Below are 20,665 nucleotides of genomic sequence, written 5' to 3'. Positions count from 1 at the left end.
AGTCAGACCTGCAAAAAGCGCGTTTGCTTTCGCCATCACCACAAAATAGCTGCTGTGCTAGATCCTTGGCAAGGGAAAAAATAAAGCGGTGAGCAGAGTTAATGCTCACCGCTAGGGCCTATATTGGGGCGCAACCTACAGATTACAACTGCAAATTTTTCACCCGGTAGCCCAGGGCTTTAATCTCTTGTTCGATCTTCGCCCTATCGCCGACAATCAGCACTATCATCTTGTCCAGGTTCAGCTTCTCCTTCGCCAGCTGATTCAGCTCATCCTTGCCAACGGCCTTGATGATATCGGCCTGCTGCTGGGTGTAATCGGCGGCAAGCTTGTAGCGCTGGATCTTACGCATGAAGCCTGCCTTCTGGTATGGCGTCTCATAATCCAGTGCCTGCCCCTGAGAGATAGAGCTGCGCAGGAAGGCCAGTTCTTTATCTGTCATTCCCTCTGCCTGATAGGCGTTGATCTCCTTGGCAAACTCAGTCAGCGCCTTGGCTGTGACATCGCTGCGCACGCTGGCCGAAGCCTCGAACAGGCCAAGCTCGCTGCCGCCGCTGAAGTAACTGCGGGCACCATAGGTGTAGCCCTTGTCTTCACGCAGGTTGAGGTTGATGCGACTGTTAAAGGCGCCGCCGAGCGGGTAGTTCATCAAGTAAGACTTGAAGAACTCACCGGTGGCGTCATAGGGCATGGCGCGCTTGCCAATTTTGATCACCGACTGGGCCGCGCCCGGCTTATCCAGGATATAGACGGTGCCAGCATCGAGGTTTGGCATGGCGGCCAGACTCGGCAGCGGTGTCGCCTCCCCTTGCCACTGAGCCAGCCCCTTCAGCTTAGGCATCAGCTGGGCCTTGGACAGGTTAGTCACGGCCACTATCTGGGCGTTTCCGGCGCGGAACTGCTTGTTGTAGAAGGCTTTGACATCATCCAGGGTCAACTGCGACACGCTAGCAGGCGTGCCCATCTCACTCACCCCAAGGGCGGTGTCTTTGCCGTAGAGCAAGGCATCGAACTGACTGTCGGCGACATAGTTAGGGTCCGACTGCATGTGCTGCAGGCTCTGCAGGTGTTGTTGCTGCACCCGGGCAAAATCGCTCTCTTTAAAGCCAGGATGGAACAGCTTCTCCTCGACGATCGCCAAGGTCTCATCCAGATGCGAGGTCAGGGCCGAGACCTTGATGTAGCTCTGATAGATGCTGCTGCCGAAACTGACGCTGCTGCCGAGCATCTCCAGCGCCTGGGCCAGCTCTTCAGTGCTGCGCTTGTCGCTGGATTCGTTCAGCATAGCCGCGGTCAGGCCGGCCAAACCCGCCTGCTTCACGTCAGCCAGGCGATGACCGCCGTTAAGATAGATGAGCAGCTCGACGGTTGGCGTCTCATCGCTCTCTGTGCCCATCACCTCTATGCCGTTAGCCAGCTTATCAGTCCACAGGCTTGGCGCCGTGATAACAGGTGCCTGTTGGGCACTCGGCATCACGCTGCGATCGAAGCTACTACCAGCCTTTGCCACATCAACCATGCCGGTCACGGCTTCGGCGGCCACCCGCGGCGCAGGCGCCACAAAGTTATCTTCGTGGGCGATCAGCTGCTGTTGTCCCTGAGGCACCACACTCATCACCACAGACGGCTTGCCCTTGATGTAAGTGTTAAACACCCGCATCACATCTTCCTTGGTGACGTTGGCGTAGCGCTTAAGATCGTGGGCTATCATATCGGGATTACCGAAGAAGGTCTGATTCAGGGCCAGGGTCGATACCTTGCCCTTGACGCTTTGCAAGCCGAAGATGGTGTTTGCCTCAAACTGCACCTTCACCTTCTGCAGGTCGTCATCTGTCACCCCGCGCTGTTCAAATTCGGCGATAGACTCGCGAATACGACGCTCGACATCCGCCAGTTGACCACCTCGGGCAGGGTTCGCTAGGGCATAGATAGAGAACTGACAGGCCAGCTCCTGACAAGGGTGGCTCACACCGGCCTGCACAGCATAGCCATCTTTAACTAAATTCTTGTACACCAGCGAGGTAGGTCCGCCGCCGATGATGTTGGCAAGCAGATCCAGCGCCGCTTCATCTTCGTGGCTGGCGTAGACGGTTGGAAATGCCATGCGCAGCAGCGGCAGGTGCACCCTGTCTTCCATGGAGATGTAGCGGGTCTTATCTAACGTGACCAGCGTCTTGGCCTCAGGCTTCACCTCTGGGCCTCTTGGGATCTCACCAAAATATTTGTTCACCCAGGCCAGGGTCTGCATCTCGTCGAAATCGCCGCCTATGGTGAGTGTGGCGTTGTTCGGGCCGTACCAACGCTGGAAGAAGTGTTTCACGTCATCGAGCTGGGCACGATTGAGATCATCTGGCCAGCCGATGACGGGCCAGGAATACTGATGTCCGCTGGGGTAGAAGGCCTGATTGAAGCGCTCGTTCATGCGGCCATAGGGCTGATTGTCGATACGCTGGGCGCGCTCGTTCTTCACCGTCTCGCGCTGCACCTCGAACTTGTTGTCGGTCAGCGCGGGCAAGAAGTACCCCATGCGATCCGACTCCAGCCAGAGCATCTTCTCTAGTTGATTGCTGGGCACAGTCTCGAAATAGTTGGTGCGGTCTGTGTTGGTGGTGCCGTTAAGTGTGCCACCGGCTTCAGTTACCGTCTTGAAGTGCTGCTCGTCGCCCACATGCTCTGAGCCCTGAAACATCATGTGTTCAAACAGGTGCGCAAATCCCGAGCGTCCTGGTAGCTCTCTTGCCGAGCCCACATGATAGGTGACATCCACATGCACCAGAGGATCGGAATGATCCTGATGCAGGATCACCGTCAGGCCGTTGGCCAGTTGATATTTCTTGTAGGGAATGCCGACGCCCGACTCGGCCAGGGCCACATTTTCGATCAGCGAAACGCCCTGAGGCAACGCCACGTTTGTCGGTGCGTTGGCACAGGCGCTTAGCGCGGCCGAGATCGCCGCAGCCAATATCCATTTTTTCATTCTTTGCTCCTAATTTGAAACAGTGAGGCCTGCCTTTATCGAGACAGCTTTTGACAAAATAAGTTCGTCCCAAAAGACCACACCGCTTACAACCAATGTAACGCCAACGCCGCAACCAGCAGATAGCGCACTCCTTTCCCTATAAAAATCATTATGCTGGACTTGACCAGTGGCATCCTTAGCCAGCCTGCCAGCAGGCATAAGATATCGCCGATGAGCGGCGCCCAGGCGAGCAGCAGGCTCCAGTAACCATAACGCTCGATGAGCTGTAGCCCATGGCGATAACGGCCGCTGGCCATCTCCTCGGGCGTCTTGGCGAAACGCCCCAGGGCGCCAAGATAGTAACTGGTCAGAGACCCTAAGGTGTTGCCCAGGGTCGCCATGACCACTAGGGAGACCCAGGTCTCGGGCGCCTGATTGATCAGCGCCGCCAGCAGTACCTCAGATCCACCCGGTAACAAGGTGGCGGCTAAAAAGGCGCCGCTAAAGATCAACCATAACGCCGTCATGATCCCTTACCTAATGAAAAAAAGTAAATTTTTATGTGTGCTGTTTTCAAGGTGATCATGTTACCTAAAAGTAAAAATTTAATCTTATTAAAACAAACTCTTATATCACAATAAGTTATAACAAAATCGCTTTGGTAAGCAAGGCATCAGCCAGATACAATATCTGGCTCACTCGCTAAGGTTGAAATACCTGGATGGCTCATGCTAGAACAAGCAATTCATTTTTGATTCGAAACGCCATCCACAATAACGACTTAATAAATTTGGAATAGATCCCATGTGGCAAACAATTAAACAGATCCCCTTTTGGCAGAAGGTTCTCGCCGGTTTCATCTTAGGGGTTGGCCTGGGCGTTGTCCTAGGCGAGCAGGCAACCCAACTCAAGCCGCTGGGCGACCTCTTTATCGCGGCAATCAAGATGTTGGTTGCGCCGCTAATCTTCTGCGCCATCGTCGTCAGCATCACCTCTCTGGGTAATGATGTTAGCCTCAAGCGCCTGAGTATCAAGACCCTGGCCATGTTCATGCTGACCGGCACCATAGCCTCGCTTATCGGCCTGGCGATCGGCTCGCTGATCGACATGGGCGGCTCGCTAGAACTCGCCACCACAGAGGTGCGCGAGCGTAACGTGCCAGGCTTTGCACAGGTACTGCTGGACATGATCCCGGTCAATCCTTTTGCCTCCCTGGCCGAAGGCAAGGTGCTACAGATCATCGTCTTCGCCGCCTTAGTCGGCATCGCCATCAACAAGATTGGTGAGAAGGCCGAGCCGCTCAAACGCACCATAGAAGCGGGCGCCGAAGTGATGTTCCAACTGACCCGCATGGTACTGCAACTGACCCCTATCGGTGTATTCGGCCTTATGGCCTGGGTAGTAGGTGAATATGGTCTCTCTACCCTGTTGCCGCTGGGCAAGTTTATCGGCGCCATCTATATCGCCGCGCTGATCCACATGATCTTCGTCTATGGCGGCCTGGTCAGATTTGGCGCCGGCCTGAGTGCGGTGCAGTTCTTCAGGAAGGCGATGCCAGCCCAGCTGGTTGCCTTCACCACGGCGTCTAGCTTCGGCACCCTGCCCGCCAGCACCCGTGCCACTGAGACCATGGGCGTATCGAAGAAATATGGCGCCTTCGTGCTGCCACTAGGCGCCACCATGAACATGGACGGCTGTGGCGGTATCTACCCGGCCATCGCGGCCATTTTCATCGCGCAGATCTATGGCATCCCGCTGGAGATGACCGACTACATGCTGATCGCCGTTACCGCCACTGTGGCCTCTGTGGGTACGGCAGGCGTGCCGGGTAGCGCCATGGTGATGCTCTCTGTCACCCTGGGCGTGGTAGGTTTGCCCCTCGAAGGCATCGCCTTTATCGCCTCAATCGACAGGGTGATCGACATGATACGTACCGCGACTAACGTGACCGGCGACATGATGACGGCCGTGGTGGTCGGCAAGTCTGAGGGTCAACTCGACCAGGAGCAGTTCTATCGCAATGAAGACGCTGACGCCCCTGAGGTTGCCAGCTAATCTCAGTTCCGCCCGATAAAAAAGAAGCCGCTTAATGCGGCTTTTTTATTGCTAATTGCTTGTTAAATCTGAAATAGTAAGTTTAAATCATATAATAACTGCACCCAGCAATAAGGTATCAATTAACCGCCATGGCTCGCCTGTTTTTACTGCCAATCATCTTAAGTTTGTTCTGGGCGCTGTTTCTCTATCTCAACGGCGTGCCACTGAAACAAGGCAAGAAGGGCTTTATCTACATCATAGCGATCAGCGCTACCCTCATGCTCTCACTCGGCTTTCTACTCTGGCTCACCGCCGGGCAAAACCTGCGCGGTTAACTCAATGTCTGTAACCCTGCAAAGTGAAATTACCCCTGCTGGGTGAAAGTCGCCAGATGTGCCTCGAGCTCGGCTTCAGTAGTCGGCAGCTCGCTCAACTCGAAGGTCAACGGATCGCCGCCGTTTAACATAAATACCGAATGATCGCCGTGGTCATAATGAAACCATTTACCGTTCACACAGATATCGGTATAGCAATTGGGTCGTAATTCCATCGTCTACTCCTCACTAATTGGGTCATGGCTCACCAAAACAGACGTATTGAGAGCTGTATCACACTATAAGACACTAAATCGGCAACCCAGGCGTTGATCTGCATCAAGCGCTTTAGCATTAGCTTGATTAAGGGAAGCCGAATGGATAGTTGTCTTTGAGAAAGCTGTCTTGCGGAGGAAACCCGTTGGCTCTTAATAAAGGCTGGCTTTACAACAGGAGTTAACGACAGGGCTCAGCAACTGAACCTAAAAACAGCACTTAAATACCGTCCTAGAATACCCAGCCAAATACTTAGTCAAAAAAACGGCCGACACAACTGTCGACCGCTTCATCAGCTCAACGTGCATGTAATCAGCTTTAACTAGCCACCCAGTACCGCAAGCAAGACACCGGCGGCGACCGCAGAGCCCAGCACACCAGCCACGTTCGGCCCCATGGCGTGCATCAAGAGGAAGTTTTGCTGATTGGCCTGCAGGCCCACCTTGTTAACCACGCGAGCGGCCATAGGCACGGCCGAGACGCCGGCGGCGCCTATCAGCGGATTGATCTTACCGCCAGACAGCTTGCTCATCAGCTTCGCCATCAGCACGCCGGCCGCGGTGCCAATACCAAAGGCCACCGCCCCCAGCACCAGGATGCCCAAAGTTTCCAGCTGCAGGAACTTATCGGCCGAGAGCTTAGAGCCCACCGCCAGACCCAAGAAGATAGTCACTATGTTGATCAGCTCATTTTGCGCCGTGTTGGAGAGTCTATCGACCACGCCTGATTCACGCATCAGGTTGCCCAGACAGAACATGCCCACCAGAGGCGTCGCCGCCGGCAGAAAGAGAATGGTCAGCCCCAGCACCGCCAGCGGGAAGATGATCTTCTCAAGCTTACTCACCTCACGCAGCTGCTCCATTTTGATCTGACGCTCGGCCTCAGTGGTCAGCAGCTTCATAATAGGCGGCTGAATGATGGGCACCAGCGCCATGTAGGAGTAGGCCGCGACCGCGATGGCACCGAGCAGCTCAGGCGCCAGCTTGGAGGCGAGGAAGATGGCCGTCGGGCCATCGGCGCCGCCAATGATGGCGATGGCCGCCGCATCCTTCATGGTGAACTCGAAGCCCGGCACGGCGTTAAGGGCGATGGCACCGATTAGGGTGGCGAAGATCCCAAACTGCGCCGCCGCCCCCAGCAACAACATCTTAGGGTTGGCAATAAGGGCCCCAAAATCGGTCAGGGCACCGACCCCCATGAAGATCAGCAAGGGGAAGACCCCGGTTTCTATCCCCACATGGTAGGCGTAATAGAGCATACCGCCCTCTTCGGTGAAGCCCCCGTTGGGAATGTTGGCCAGTATGGCGCCAAAACCAATAGGCAAGAGCAGCAGCGGCTCGAAACCTCTGGCGATGGCGAGATAGAGCAAGAGTGCCCCCACTGCCATCATCAACAATTGGCCGCCGGTAAAGTTAGCAATACCCGACTCGGCCCAAAAGGCGATTAATCCGTCCATCTTAGCTCCTATGCAATGGCAAGCAATTGATTGCCAACGGCAACAGAGTCGCCTTCTTTAACCCACACCTTGGCGACTACGCCATCGGATTCGGCGCGGATCTCTGTCTCCATCTTCATCGCCTCGAGGATGATCACCACATCTCCCGCCTTGACGGCATCCCCTGGCTGCACATTCACCTTGAAGATGTTGCCCGACAAGGGAGCGTTCATGGGAGAGCCTTCGCCGACCACAGGCGCGGCAGGCTCTGGCGCCGCAAAGGGCACCACATTCTCGCTCGGCACTATCTGACTGATATCGCCGCCGGGAGAGACCTCCACCACGAAACTCTGGCCCTGAACATTGACCGTATAGGTCTCCTTGCCCTGTGGCTGACGCGCGCTAGCTGGCTCGCTTGCAGTCGCTGCTTGAGTTTTGGCTTGAGGTGCCTCTGGCTTAGGCTCGAACGCATCCGGATTATCACGGTTCTTGAGGAACTTAAGGCCGATCTGCGGGAAGAGCGCGTAGGTCAAGACATCATCGTCCAGCTCAGCTGCCAGGCTTATCTGCTCACTGGCGGCCTTCTCGCTCAGCTCGGTCCTCAGGCTGTCCAGCTCGGCGGGCAGCAGGTCTGCGGGGCGACAGCAGATCGCCTCAGCGCCGGCCAGCACACGAGCCTGCAGCTCACTATTTACCGGCGCAGGCGTGGCGCCATACTCGCCCTTGAGCACACCTTCGGTTTCCTTGGTGAGCGACTTATAACGCTCACCTGTGAGCACGTTGATCACCGCCTGGGTACCGACGATCTGTGATGTCGGAGTAACCAGCGGAATAAAGCCAAGATCTTCACGCACCTTAGGGATCTCTTCGAGCACAAGATCCAACTTGTCGGCGGCGCCCTGCTCTCTTAGTTGATTCTCCATGTTAGTGAGCATGCCACCTGGTACCTGGGCGCGCAGAATACGCGAATCGATCCCCTTGAGCTCCCCCTCGAAGGCGACATATTTCTTACGCACCTCTCTGAAATAGGCGGCGATCTGCTCGAGCAGCGCCATGTCGTAACCCGTGGCCCTGTCGGTATCTTCCACCATGGCCACCAAGGTCTCGGTAGCGCTATGACCATAGGTTTGGCTCATCGAAGAGATAGCGGTGTCGAGCACGTCGATGCCAGCCTCAATCGCCTTTTGATAGGTCGCCGTACTCAGGCCCGTAGTGGCGTGGCACTGCATAGAGATGATCAGGTTGGTCTGCGCCTTGAGCTGGCTGATGAGATCGAAGGCATCGAAAGGCTTGAGCAGACCGGCCATATCTTTGATACAGAGCGAGTGACAGCCCATATCTTCAAGACGCTTAGCCATGTCCACCCAAGTCTCTAAGGTGTGTACCGGACTTATGGTGTAGGAGATAGTGCCCTGGGCGTGACCGCCCACCTCGACCACAGACTTAACCGCCGTCTCCAGGTTACGCACGTCATTCATGGCATCGAAGATACGGAACACATCCACACCATTTTGATGCGCACGCTCAACAAACCTGTGCACCAGGTCGTCACCATAGTGGCGATAGCCCAGCAGGTTCTGCCCTCTAAGCAGCATCTGCTGCGGCGTATTGGGCATGGCCTTCTTAAGCTCGCGAATGCGCTCCCAGGGATCCTCCCCCAGATAGCGAATACAGGCGTCAAAAGTAGCACCGCCCCAGGATTCCAGCGACCAGAAGCCCACCTTGTCGAGTAAGGGGGCGATAGGAAGCATGTCGTCGATACGAAGACGCGTGGCAAGAATCGATTGATGCGCGTCGCGCAGGACGACGTCGGTTAATGCAAGTGGCTTGCTCATAAAAACTCCCTACTTCTATTTATGCTTTGGCGCGATATTGATGGACGGCGGCGGTGATCACGGCGACCATCTTAGGGTCGACGCCAGGAAAGCGTGAAACTTGCGCTTCGCTCGCTTCGGCTAGTGGTGCGAGATTAGGTTTAGGCGCACATTTCCAGGCCACCAGATTAACGACCCCAATGAGTATAGTTAGGAAGATAAACACCAACCCCATACCCAGCACCATGATCATCAGTGCTTCCATTATCTGTTGAGCCATTGAATCCATACTATCCTCTCAGGTTAATCGAGCACATCAGACTTACGGCCTAGCCGCAGGACATGCTATTTATTCAGGTAATACGCATTAAAATCGACAGGTGACATGACAGGTGTCGTCGATTGAGGCGCAAAAAGATCGCCTTTAGCCAGGAAACCTTAACCAATCTATAACAAAAAGGCGAGCACCTTGTAAATTGGTCTTACCAAATTACGACTAATTGATAAGGGGCTTTCGGTTATTTCACAATAAATGGCGACTATTTTTGACGATCACATAAAAAATTAGCCATCAAATCTAGAATTAGATTAAAAAGCTCTAATCTGCTTGAAAATTGAATTCACGAAAACGAACGAGATCGAGAGTGATATGCAAGATTATGCAATCTGCCTAGGCAATAAGCGCGGTAATATTGAGAGATGAGCGGGATTGGCTTAGGCATGAGCCAGATGACGTTAAACTTTGAGTTTTTGAGCGTTGAACTTCGAACGACATGGGGAAACAGGCATAAAAAAACCCGCAACTTAGGTTGCGGGTTTTAATAATGGCGGAGAAGGAGGGATTCGAACCCTCGATGGGAGATAAAGCCCATACTCCCTTAGCAGGGGAGCGCCTTCGGCCACTCGGCCACCTCTCCGTCTAAAATGGTACGCGTGAGAGGATTCGAACCTCTGACCGCCTGGTTCGTAGCCAGGTACTCTATCCAGCTGAGCTACACGCGCAAAATTCTAGGCTTTCAAACAAAACGACGGCCAAAACCGTCGATTTTTAAATGTGGTACGCGTGAGAGGATTCGAACCTCTGACCGCCTGGTTCGTAGCCAGGTACTCTATCCAGCTGAGCTACACGCGCACAGAATTTTAGGTAAGTTAGGAGATGGTACGCGTGAGAGGATTCGAACCTCTGACCGCCTGGTTCGTAGCCAGGTACTCTATCCAGCTGAGCTACACGCGCATCTTATATCTATAACCTACTTTTACTGAAAAACAAATGGTACGCGTGAGAGGATTCGAACCTCTGACCGCCTGGTTCGTAGCCAGGTACTCTATCCAGCTGAGCTACACGCGCCCTGTTTTGTCAGTTAAGAAATGGCGGAGAAGGAGGGATTCGAACCCTCGATGGGAGATAAAGCCCATACTCCCTTAGCAGGGGAGCGCCTTCGGCCACTCGGCCACCTCTCCGTTTTCTTGGCGCACATATTACTGTTTGAAGAAAATAAGTCAAACCATTTCTCCTAAACAAATTCTGTTTGAGCTGTTTTTAAGCAGTTATCCCTATTTCCCCTAAGCGCCTGTATGCTATGTCGCCGTTATGGTTAAAAAGCTGTCAGCCAAAAACAAAAAAGCCAGCAAACTTGCTGACTCTTATAGTGTAACGCCGGTTAAATCTATCGCTTAAAAATTGCCGCCTTCAGAAGAGCTACCTGACTTTTCAGACTGAATACGCTGATAAATCTCTTCACGATGAACTGAAACTTCTTTTGGTGCATTAACACCAATACGAACTTGATTACCCTTTACGCCTAAAACGGTGACAGTAACTTCATCACCAATCATCAGTGTTTCACCAACACGACGAGTCAATATCAGCATTTTTTGCTCCTTTAGTTCCTAATTCTGCTTATACGGCATTATTCCGTTATGACCTTATTATACGGTCAGCTTAGTACAAATTAATAGTGTTCTGATAAAAAACACCCTTTTATTGCATGTTAATTCGTTTAAATGTGCCGCACATCGCTGATTTATCGGGATCAGGCATGACAGATAACCAAGATAGTAATGGCAGTCAGTTAAACCAGCATTAAATTTAACACTTTAAACTGTACCTCAGCTTAAGCTTCAATCAATATGGCACAAAAAAAGCGCTCATGGAGCGCTTTTTTCTATTGAGGTAACTTAGGCCAAACGTTCTGACAACCAAGGGATAACAGAATCTAGTGCGCCCGCTAACTTCTCTGGCTCGCTGCCACCGGCCTGGGCCATGTCTGGGCGTCCACCGCCCTTACCGCCCACCTGAGCAGCCACCATGGCCACCAGCTCACCGGCCTTGACCTTACCGGTCAAGTCTTTGGTGACGCCGGCAATCAGGTTCACCTTGGCATCTCCGGCGATGCCAAGCACAACTATGCCAGATTGCAGCTTCTGCTTCAGCTCATCCTGCAGGCCACGCAGTGCACCTGCTTCGACGCCTTCGAGCAACTTAACCAGTACCTTAACGCCAGCAAGCTCCTGAGCCTCACCAGCTAGGTCGGCGCTGGTCGCGGCCGCTAGCTTGTCTTTAAGCTGAGATAGCTCTTTCTCAAGCTGCTTAGTCTTATCCAACTGAGCCTTAAGCTTAGCCACTACCGAGGCGCTGTCGCCCTTAAGTAGCGCGGCGGCTTGTTCAAGCTGCGCCTGCTGCTCACCCACATAGGCAATTGCTGCGGCTCCTGTGACCGCCTCGATACGACGGATACCGGCTGCGATACCGCCTTCAGAGGTGATCTTAAACAGACCGATATCGCCAGTGCGACCCACATGAGTACCACCACACAGCTCGATAGAGAAGTCACCCATGGTCACCACGCGAACCTGTGAGTCATATTTCTCACCAAACAAGGCCATGGCGCCTTTCTCTTTCGCCTGGTCGATATCCATCACCTCGGCCTTCAGCTCGTGGTTGCGACGGATCTGAGTGTTAACCAGATCTTCGACCTGCTTAAGCTCTTCACGCTTAACCGCTTCGAAGTGAGAGAAGTCGAAACGCAGACGCTCAGGCTCAACCAGAGAGCCCTTCTGGCTCACGTGAGTACCCAGCACCTGACGCAGCGCGGCGTGTAGCAAGTGAGTCACAGAGTGGTTCAACTCGGTGCGATGTCTGAGCTTCTTGTCCACTGCCGCGTTAAGGGTTTGACCCATAGCGATACTGCCGGCCTTGACCAGACCGATATGGCCCATTGCCTGACCATATTTTTGCGTGTCCTTCACCTCGAACTCGACACCTTCTGCGCTCAGCTGGCCCTTGTCGCCACACTGGCCACCTGACTCACCGTAGAATGGCGTGCTATCGAGTACCACCACACCTTGGTCGCCTTCGGCTAGCGCGTCGACCGCCTGACCATCGACATAGAGGCCGATGACCTTGGCTTCGCCATTAAGGTCGCTATAACCGCAAAACTCGGTTTCGGCATCGATCTTCAGGCTATCGTTGTAATCGGTATCGAACTGCCCCGCCGCCTGGGCGCGACTGCGCTGCTCGGCCATGGCCGCCTCGAAGCCAGCTTCATCGACCGTGATATCACGCTCACGGCAGACGTCAGCCGTCAAATCAACCGGGAAACCATAGGTGTCGTACAGCTTAAAGGCGGTCTCACCGTCAAGCTCCTTACCCTCTAGCTGGCTCAGGGCATTATCGAGAATACCAAGACCACGCTCCAGAGTACGAGCAAACTGCTCCTCTTCCGCCTTAAGCGCCTTTTCGACGATCGCCTGGGTCGCCACCAGCTCTTTAGCCGCATCGCCCATCACTTCGATCAGTGTAGGCACCAGCTTGTAGAAGAAGGCCTCGGTAGCCCCTAGCTTATTACCATGACGCACGGCGCGGCGGATGATGCGGCGCAATACGTAACCACGGCCCTCGTTTGATGGCATCACACCATCGGCCACCAAGAAGGCGCAAGAACGGATATGGTCGGCGACTACGCGCAGCGACTTGTTCTCCAGATCGGTCACGCCGAGGATCTCGGCGGTCTTCTTGATCAGTGACTGGAAGATATCGATCTCATAGTTTGAGTGCACACCCTGCATGATAGCGGCGATACGCTCGATGCCCATACCGGTATCGACAGAAGGCTTAGGCAGTGGATCCATGGTGCCGTCGGCTTGACGGTTATACTGCATGAAGACTATGTTCCAGATCTCGATGAAGCGGTCACCATCTTCTTCCGGTGTGCCGGGACGGCCGCCCCAGATGTGCTCGCCGTGATCGTAGAAGATCTCGGTACAAGGGCCACAAGGACCGGTATCGCCCATCTGCCAGAAGTTATCAGAGGCGAATGCGGCGCCCTTATTATCGCCGATGCGGATGATGTTCTCGGCCGCGACGCCAATCTCTTTGTTCCAGATCTCGAAGGCTTCATCGTCTGTCTCATAGACGGTGACACACAGGCGCTCTTTTGGCAGCTTGAGTTCTTCGGTCAGGAAGGTCCAGGCGAAGCGAATCGCATCTTGCTTGAAATAATCACCGAAGCTGAAGTTACCCAGCATTTCGAAGAAGGTGTGGTGACGTGCGGTGTAACCGACATTATCCAGGTCGTTGTGCTTACCACCGGCGCGCACGCAGCGCTGTGCCGTGGTGGCGCGGCTGTAGTCGCGCTTGTCTTCCCCAAGGAAAACATCTTTAAATTGGTTCATCCCTGCGTTGGTAAATAGCAAGGTGGGATCATTGCCAGGTACCAGTGAACTGCTGTCCACAACCTGGTGACCGTTTCTGCGGAAAAACTCCAAGAAAGCACTTCTCAGCGCTGCAGTGGTTTGATACATGAAATCATCCTGAATTTGATTATTTTAGCGATGAAAGCAAAAGGCTCACCGACGATGCTCAGTTAGCCCAGCATTATAAGCAGTCTATAGATGAACAACCAGAGGTTTAGCCGAGGATCCCCAAAGAAAGCCTAAAAAGGCTAAGTTTCCATTGGGTCTTATAGCGGTAGCGCGCGGAAGAAGATAAAGCGAAATCAGGATAGTGGACTAGAACCCAGCATAAGCCCGAATATAGACGCGGTATTAATCTAAGTCTGGGTCGACCTCTAAGGCATAGGCGACCTGATCGAAGCCAAAGCCTTGGGAGAGAAGATAACGCACTCGTTTGGCGCGCTCTTTCTGATCTTGGATGGGGCCGCTAGTGGCATATTTCTTAGCAGCCTTCTGTCTTGCTAGCTCGAACCAGTCGCAGTCACTCTGATTGAGGCTAGACTCGATAATCTCTTTGGTCAGCCCCTTTTGGGACATAGATTGGCGTATCTTATTCTGACCATGGCCTTTAGCAATATGAGAGCGCAACAAGAGCCCGGCAAACCTGGCATCATCGAGATATCCTTGGCTTTCACATTGACCAAGAACAGCCTCTATCTCACCGTCAGCAAAGCCTTTCTGGTTCAGCTTACTCTTTATCTGATAGCGGGAATAATCGCGGCGAGCCAGCAGGCCCACCGCGACTTGCATCGCCGACATCGTCATTGAGAAACCATAGTCATTACAAAGCCAGAGCCATTACGAAACCTAGCCATTACAAAGCCAGAGTCTTAAGGAAAGGCTTAGTTGACTCGGCGAGCTTAAAATACTTCACCGGTTTCCAGGTCGACGTTCTCATCGCCTGTGGCCGACTGAGCCACCGCTTGACCACCGCCCAGCAACATGGCGCGTAACGCCTGGTCGATTTCGGCGCCAATCTCTGGGTTCTCTACCAGGTATTTACCGGCATTGGCACGGCCCTGGCCAATCTTGTCACCCTTGTAGCTATACCAGGCGCCTGACTTTTCAATCAGCTTGTGCATCACGCCAAGGTCTACCAACTCACCGGTACGGTTAATACCTTCACCATAAAGGATCTGGAACTCTGCCTGTTTGAATGGCGCGGCAATCTTGTTCTTCACCACCTTAACGCGAGTCTCGTTACCAATGACCTCTTCACGGTCCTTGATGGCGCCGGTGCGACGAATATCCAGACGAACAGAGGCGTAGAACTTAAGCGCGTTACCACCGGTAGTGGTCTCAGGGTTACCGAACATCACGCCTATCTTCATACGGATCTGGTTGATGAAGATCAGCAAGGTGTTAGATTGCTTCAGGTTACCCGCTAGCTTACGCATCGCCTGACTCATCATACGCGCCGCAAGACCCATGTGAGAATCACCGATCTCACCCTCAATTTCCGCCTTAGGCGTCAGGGCGGCAACCGAGTCGACGATGATCACGTCGACGGCACCAGAGCGAGTCAGAGCGTCACAGATCTCAAGCGCCTGCTCACCGGTATCTGGCTGAGAACACAGCAGGTTATCGATATCCACACCGAGTTTTTGTGCATAGATAGGATCCAGCGCGTGCTCGGCGTCGATGAATGCACAAACCTTACCTTCACGCTGGGCAGCAGCAATCACTTCCAGTGTCAGAGTGGTCTTACCCGAAGATTCAGGGCCATAGATCTCAACGATACGCCCCAGTGGCAGACCGCCTGCACCCAATGCAACGTCAAGCGACAGAGAACCCGTTGAGATAGTCTCAACATCCATAGAGCGGTTTTCACCTAGCTTCATGATAGAGCCTTTACCAAACTGCTTCTCAATCTGGCCAAGGACCGCGCTCAGGGCTTTCTCTTTATTCGCATCAATCTTCATTCTGCTTTCCTCTCAATCACAGACGCTGCGCTGTGGGGTATCCGTTAAGTTAAAGCCCGCAGACGGTTTCTGCATCGCTTTAGGCTGTCTCAATATGCAACCTAGTATACTGTACAATCATACAGTATCAAGTACTGTATGCGATTATTTTTATCCGGCCTTAACCAAAGCCGGTCAAATTTTCCCGGGCGCATTAGCACTAAATTTATCCAAACAGGCAGGATAAATGCGCAACCGCCATCAATTTATTGTTAGTATTGTGGCCATTCATTCTGTGCTAGCCGAAGGGCTATGACAGACATTTTTGTAGCAGGATACCTTGGTTAATTCATGAACGCCGTCGATACTCAACATCTTGAAAAGCACACCCCCATGATGCGTCAATACCTGACGCTGAAAGCCGAAACACCCGATATGTTGCTTTTTTATCGTATGGGAGATTTTTACGAGCTCTTCTACGACGATGCTAAGCGGGCCTCAGAGCTGCTGGGGATCTCCCTGACCGCTCGCGGCAAGAGTGGCGGCGATCCTATCCCCATGGCAGGCATCCCCTACCATGCGGTAGAAGGCTATCTTGCTAAGCTTGTGCAGCTCAGGGTATCTGTGGCTATCTGCGAGCAGATAGGCGATCCCGCCACGACCAAGGGGCCGGTAGAACGTAAGATTGTCCGCATCGTCACCCCGGGGACACTCACTGATGAGGCCCTGCTGCAGGAGCGGCAAGACAACCTGCTGGCCGCCGTCTATCACGGCAAGGTGGGTTTTGGTTACGCGACCCTGGATGTCTCATCCGGACGCTTCGTGGTCACCGAACTGGCCAGCAAAGAGGCGCTGGAAGCCGAGCTGCAACGCACCAATCCCGCAGAGCTGCTCTACAGCGAAGATTTCAGCGAGCCAGCTTTGATCGCCTCACTGTCGGGTAAGCGTCGCCGTCCCGAATGGGAGTTCGACTACGACACCAGCTATAAGCTACTGCTGGAACAGTTCGGCACCAAAGATCTCTATGGCTTTGGCCTGGGAGAAGTCAGGCTATCGCTACAGGCGGCCGGCTGTCTTATCCAGTATGTGAAAGATACCCAGCGGACCGCCCTGCCCCATATCAACGCTATCACCCGCTTCAATCAGTGCGACAGCATAGTGCTGGACGCTGCCACCCGTAAGAATCTGGAGCTGACCCGTAACCTGCAAGGCGGCAGCGACAACACCCTGGCCTCGGTACTGGATAACACGGCAACTCCCATGGGCAGCCGTATGTTGCAGCGCTGGATCCACGAGCCGCTGCGCAACCACAACATCATCCGCGCCCGTCATGATGCCATAGACGAGCTGCTGGACAATGGCTATCACGAGAGTCTACATGAGCAGCTAAAAGCCCTGGGCGACATAGAGCGTATTACCGCGCGTTTGGCCATCCGCAGCGCCCGCCCCCGTGACTTTGCCCGCCTGCGTCAGGCACTAGCCCTATTGCCAGAAATACAGCAACAGCTAGCCGATTGTCACAGCGCACATCTACGTACCCTGTCGCAATCTATCGGCGAGTTTCCCGAAGAGCATGCCCTTCTAAGCCGCGCCATCGTCGACAACCCGCCCATGCTGATCCGCGACGGTGGAGTGATTAAAGAGGGCTATCATGCAGAGCTGGATGAGTGGCGCAAACTCAGCCAGGGGGCAACCGACTACCTCGCCGAGCTGGAAGCTCGGGAGAAGGCTGCCACCGGCGCCTCGACCCTCAAGGTGGGCTACAACCGGGTGCACGGCTACTACATAGAGGTAAGCCGCCGCGAGTCGGATCTGGTGCCTATGAGCTACCAGCGCAGACAAACCCTTAAGAACACCGAGCGTTACATCGTCGCCGAGCTTAAAGAGCATGAGGAGAAGGTACTGTCCAGTCAGGGCAAGGCGCTGGCGTTAGAGAAACAGCTGTGGGAAGAACTGTTCGATCTATTAATGCCGCGCCTGCACGAGCTACAGGCCTTCGCCCGCGCCGCCGCGGAGCTTGATGTGATCACCAACTTCGCCGAGCGCGCCGAGCAGCTTGACTATCACAGACCAGAACTCACGGCCCAGAGCGGCATACATATCGAGGCGGGAAGACACCCAGTGGTCGAGCGCGTCAGTCAGACGCCGTTTATTGCCAACCCTGTCAGCCTCAACCCGGCAAGGCGCATGCTGATCGTTACCGGTCCTAACATGGGTGGTAAGTCGACCTATATGCGTCAGGTGGCTCTGATCACCCTTATGGCCCATATAGGTAGCTTCGTGCCGGCCCAGAAAGCCGCCATCGGCCCTGTGGATCGCATCTTTACCCGTATTGGCGCGGCGGACGATCTCGCCTCCGGCCGCTCGACCTTCATGGTGGAGATGACGGAAACCGCCAACATACTGCATAACGCGACGCCCGAGAGCCTGGTATTGATGGATGAGATTGGCCGTGGCACCTCGACCTATGATGGCTTATCCCTGGCCTGGTCCGCCGCTGAGCATCTGGCGCAGAACTTAAAGTCTATGACATTGTTTGCCACCCACTATTTTGAGCTAACCCAGCTGCCGGATCAGATGGAAAATGTGGCCAACGTGCACCTCGACGCCATAGAGCATGACGACACCATCGCCTTCATGCACGCGGTGCAGGAAGGTGCGGCGAGTAAGAGTTATGGCCTTCAAGTCGCGGCGCTGGCTGGTGTTCCGGCCAAGGTGGTGCAGGCAGCCAAGCACAAGCTGCATCATCTTGAGAGCCGGGATAGAGAGGAGGGGCTCCCTGAACTGAGACAGGCCCAGCTGAGCATGACCATGCCGGAGACCTCAAAGGCGCTGGACAGGTTAGATACCATAGATCCCGACAGCCTGACGCCGAGACAGGCGCTGGATCTTCTCTATGAGCTCAAGCAGCTACGCTAAACTTTTGAGCACTTAAAAGTAGCTAGAGCTAAAGCGAGTTACAAAATCTAGACAGCAAAAAAGCGCCCCCTTTGGGATGCGCTTTTTTTAATTCTGGGGTCGGCCCTTCAAGACACAGGTTTACACCTTAAGGTAACCACCGCTTGTTTCTCCATAAGACGCTAGCATTGCTTATCCACCTTTCAGTCTCTATCGACCGCTCACAAAGGCGATAACAAGAAAGCCGCGGTAACCCTTTAGCCTACACCCCGATACACTTTTACACTCTGAAGATAGCTTCTACCGATAGTCCTTGAGCACTGAGCAGATCTCTAAGCCGCTTCAGGGCTTCCACCTGGATCTGGCGTACTCTCTCTCGGGTGAGACCTATCTCTTTACCGACATTTTCCAGGGTCGATGGCTCATAGCCAAGCAGACCGAAACGACGGGCAAGTACTTCTCTCTGCTTACTGTTCAGCTCGTCGAGCCAGCGCACAACAGACTTAGACATATCGTCGTCTTGCACCTTGTAATCCGGGCCTACACAATCGTCATCGGCTAATACATCTAGCAGCGCCTTGTCGTTGTCGCCACCCAGTGGGGTATCGACCGAAGTGATACGCTCGTTAAGCTTGAGCATCTTACTGACATCGCTACTTGGCAGGTCTAACTGCTCGGCGATCTCTTCTGCGGTTGGCTCATGATCTAGCTTGTGCGCGAGTTCCCTGGCGGTACGAAGGTAAACATTCAGCTCCTTCACCACATGAATAGGCAGGCGAATGGTACGGGTTTGGTTCATGATGGCACGTTCTATGGTCTGGCGGATCCACCAAGTGGCATAGGTTGAGAAACGGAAGCCGCGTTCGGGATCGAACTTTTCGACGGCACGGATCAAACCTAAGTTACCTTCTTCAATCAGATCCAGTAAGGCTAAACCACGATTGTTATAACGACGTGCAATTTTTACGACGAGTCTGAGATTACTCTCAATCATACGGTTGCGAGATTTTTCACAGCCTTTTAGGGCCTTACGTGAGAAATAAACCTCCTCTTCCGCACTCAATAGGGGGGAAAATCCAATTTCACTTAAATACAGCTGAGTGGCATCTAAGTTCTTTTGTAAGTCATCTTGTACTTGCTGTTCTAGTTCTGCGTCTTTCAAAACCTCCTTGCTGTTGGTCACTGATAGATCAGACTCATTCTTAGACAAGTCCACTAAGGGCTCCGCCACGGCGGTAGATTGTTTACGACCCATAATATACTCTCCCAAATTTTACATGCTAATTTACTGCACTTTACTGTCCTCCAATTGCCAAAATGGCGCCTATAAAATTATGATTTAGGCAAAAATTTAAGTGGGTCGACGGATTTGCCGTGATACCGTATCTCGAAATGCAGCATCACCCTATTGGTACCCGTTTGTCCCATTTTCGCCACCGTTTGTCCCGCGGTAACGAACTGCTTCTCTTTTACTAAGATCTTATCGGCATGAGCATAAGCACTGAGATAGTCATCGCTATGCTTAATGATCACCAGATTGCCGTATCCCCTTAGCGCATTTCCCGCATACACCACTCGCCCATCGGCGGCGGCCTGAATGCGATCGCCTCGGGATCCTGCGATCTTAATCCCTTTATTACCTTGTTCCTTGGTAGAGAATGTGCCGATCAACTTGCCTTTAACGGGCCAATGCCAGCGCTGGACCTTCTTGGGTAGGGTGCTACTGGGCTTGTGGATAACGCCGTTAACATTTTGTTGACCAGTTGTTACAGCGTACGCAGATTTATCGCCCCGATCAAGCGATTTTTTCACCGGTGCCGTTTTACTGGCAGCAGCTTGCTGGCTAGATTTAACTGTTTGTTTAGGTTGATTTTTAGCTGTATTTTGTTGCGTTTTATTACTCGATACCTGAGTGCTACGCTGGGTTTTGCTATTTGTAACAGCGTTTGTCGATTTAAGCTTTAAAACCTGCCCTGGATAGATGGTATAGGGCTTGCGAAGCCCGTTATATCGGGCAATTTCGGCAAAATCTTTGTTGGCTGCCCAGGCGATCGAATAGAGGGTATCGCCGCGCTTGACCTTATAGTGGTCGGAGGTGAGGCCTCCCTTTTTATAGGCTTTCTTCACCGGCGAGTTGACGTTCACCACGGGAGCGGGAGAATGGGCCTGAAAACTACAGGCGCTCAGCAGACAGCTGAGCAGTAAGGCGCACAGTATGCCTAATGGCTTTTGACAAAACCTCAACCGACTCGGGACGCTTAGCATAGCGGCTCCCTTATTCCCTTAGCGTCGGCGCA

General features: G+C 53.5%; 15 protein-coding genes and 6 tRNA genes. 3 read left to right on the top strand and 18 right to left on the bottom strand.

All coding sequences use genetic code 11. The features are described 5' to 3' along the window. Window positions 1-142: 142 nt before the first annotated feature. Both K0I63_RS06250 and K0I63_RS06245 read right to left on the bottom strand, forming a co-directional pair. Window positions 143-2,977 (bottom strand): M16 family metallopeptidase, encoded by a 2,835-nt coding sequence (locus K0I63_RS06250; protein ID WP_220082883.1) that lies wholly within the window; start codon window positions 2,975-2,977, stop codon window positions 143-145. An 86-nt stretch (window positions 2,978-3,063) separates the two neighbouring features. Then, window positions 3,064-3,486: a YqaA family protein gene (locus tag K0I63_RS06245; RefSeq protein ID WP_220082882.1), complete on the bottom strand. Its 423-nt coding sequence runs from the start codon at window positions 3,484-3,486 to the stop codon at window positions 3,064-3,066. 277 nt (window positions 3,487-3,763) lie between these two features. Between K0I63_RS06245 and K0I63_RS06240 the strand changes: the two genes are divergently transcribed. Beyond that, complete coding sequence (locus K0I63_RS06240) at window positions 3,764-5,014, top strand: dicarboxylate/amino acid:cation symporter (protein ID WP_220082881.1); 1,251 nt, start codon at window positions 3,764-3,766, stop codon at window positions 5,012-5,014. Window positions 5,015-5,145: 131 nt separating this feature from the next. Further along, the gene (locus K0I63_RS06235) at window positions 5,146-5,331 is read left to right on the top strand and encodes a hypothetical protein (RefSeq protein WP_011865025.1); all 186 of its coding nucleotides are present in this window, start codon (window positions 5,146-5,148) and stop codon (window positions 5,329-5,331) included. A gap of 29 nt (window positions 5,332-5,360) precedes the next feature. Here K0I63_RS06235 and K0I63_RS06230 read toward each other — a convergent pair whose 3' ends face one another. The 14 genes from K0I63_RS06230 to recA form a co-directional block, all read right to left on the bottom strand. Beyond that, the gene (locus tag K0I63_RS06230) at window positions 5,361-5,546 is read right to left on the bottom strand and encodes a hypothetical protein (protein ID WP_011865024.1); all 186 of its coding nucleotides are present in this window, start codon (window positions 5,544-5,546) and stop codon (window positions 5,361-5,363) included. A gap of 362 nt (window positions 5,547-5,908) precedes the next feature. Continuing rightward, window positions 5,909-7,042, bottom strand: a complete 1,134-nt coding sequence (locus K0I63_RS06225) for a sodium ion-translocating decarboxylase subunit beta (protein ID WP_220044658.1) — start codon at window positions 7,040-7,042, stop codon at window positions 5,909-5,911. An 8-nt stretch (window positions 7,043-7,050) separates the two neighbouring features. Next, complete coding sequence (gene oadA / locus K0I63_RS06220; RefSeq protein ID WP_220082880.1) at window positions 7,051-8,856, bottom strand: sodium-extruding oxaloacetate decarboxylase subunit alpha; 1,806 nt, start codon at window positions 8,854-8,856, stop codon at window positions 7,051-7,053. A gap of 19 nt (window positions 8,857-8,875) precedes the next feature. Continuing rightward, window positions 8,876-9,115 carry an OadG family protein gene (locus K0I63_RS06215; protein ID WP_258406185.1) on the bottom strand — a complete coding sequence of 80 codons (240 nt, stop codon included), beginning with the start codon at window positions 9,113-9,115 and terminating at the stop codon, window positions 8,876-8,878. Between the two features lie 545 nt (window positions 9,116-9,660). Further along, window positions 9,661-9,752: transfer RNA gene (locus K0I63_RS06210), tRNA-Ser, on the bottom strand. 8 nt (window positions 9,753-9,760) lie between these two features. Then, a tRNA-Arg gene (locus K0I63_RS06205) sits at window positions 9,761-9,837 on the bottom strand. 53 nt (window positions 9,838-9,890) lie between these two features. Further along, window positions 9,891-9,967: transfer RNA gene (locus K0I63_RS06200), tRNA-Arg, on the bottom strand. A 25-nt stretch (window positions 9,968-9,992) separates the two neighbouring features. Then, window positions 9,993-10,069, bottom strand: a tRNA-Arg gene (locus K0I63_RS06195). A 37-nt stretch (window positions 10,070-10,106) separates the two neighbouring features. After that, window positions 10,107-10,183: transfer RNA gene (locus tag K0I63_RS06190), tRNA-Arg, on the bottom strand. Between the two features lie 21 nt (window positions 10,184-10,204). Then, window positions 10,205-10,296, bottom strand: a tRNA-Ser gene (locus tag K0I63_RS06185). A 213-nt stretch (window positions 10,297-10,509) separates the two neighbouring features. Next, window positions 10,510-10,707 carry a carbon storage regulator CsrA gene (gene csrA / locus K0I63_RS06180; RefSeq protein WP_011865020.1) on the bottom strand — a complete coding sequence of 66 codons (198 nt, stop codon included), beginning with the start codon at window positions 10,705-10,707 and terminating at the stop codon, window positions 10,510-10,512. Between the two features lie 306 nt (window positions 10,708-11,013). Then, on the bottom strand, window positions 11,014-13,638 hold the full coding sequence (alaS, locus tag K0I63_RS06175; RefSeq protein WP_220082879.1) for an alanine--tRNA ligase: 2,625 nt from the start codon (window positions 13,636-13,638) through the stop codon (window positions 11,014-11,016). 243 nt (window positions 13,639-13,881) lie between these two features. Next, on the bottom strand, window positions 13,882-14,334 hold the full coding sequence (gene recX, locus K0I63_RS06170; protein ID WP_220082878.1) for a recombination regulator RecX: 453 nt from the start codon (window positions 14,332-14,334) through the stop codon (window positions 13,882-13,884). A 95-nt stretch (window positions 14,335-14,429) separates the two neighbouring features. Further along, window positions 14,430-15,491 (bottom strand): recombinase RecA, encoded by a 1,062-nt coding sequence (gene recA, locus K0I63_RS06165; protein WP_011865017.1) that lies wholly within the window; start codon window positions 15,489-15,491, stop codon window positions 14,430-14,432. 330 nt (window positions 15,492-15,821) lie between these two features. Here recA and mutS point away from each other — a divergent pair, with 330 nt between their 5' ends. After that, complete coding sequence (gene mutS, locus K0I63_RS06160) at window positions 15,822-18,389, top strand: DNA mismatch repair protein MutS (protein WP_220082877.1); 2,568 nt, start codon at window positions 15,822-15,824, stop codon at window positions 18,387-18,389. A 259-nt stretch (window positions 18,390-18,648) separates the two neighbouring features. On the opposite strand, the gene rpoS is transcribed toward mutS, so the two are convergent. Further along, a complete protein-coding gene (gene rpoS / locus K0I63_RS06155; RefSeq protein ID WP_011865015.1) occupies window positions 18,649-19,623 on the bottom strand; it encodes an RNA polymerase sigma factor RpoS in 975 nt (324 codons plus the stop codon). Window positions 19,624-19,700: 77 nt separating this feature from the next. Beyond that, on the bottom strand, window positions 19,701-20,633 hold the full coding sequence (locus K0I63_RS06150; RefSeq protein ID WP_258406948.1) for a peptidoglycan DD-metalloendopeptidase family protein: 933 nt from the start codon (window positions 20,631-20,633) through the stop codon (window positions 19,701-19,703). Window positions 20,634-20,665 lie beyond the last annotated feature (32 nt).

This window comes from Shewanella rhizosphaerae, from assembly GCF_019457655.1.
Classification (GTDB): Bacteria; Pseudomonadota; Gammaproteobacteria; order Enterobacterales; family Shewanellaceae; genus Shewanella; species Shewanella loihica.
This window is presented reverse-complemented; position numbering and strand designations above follow the sequence as displayed.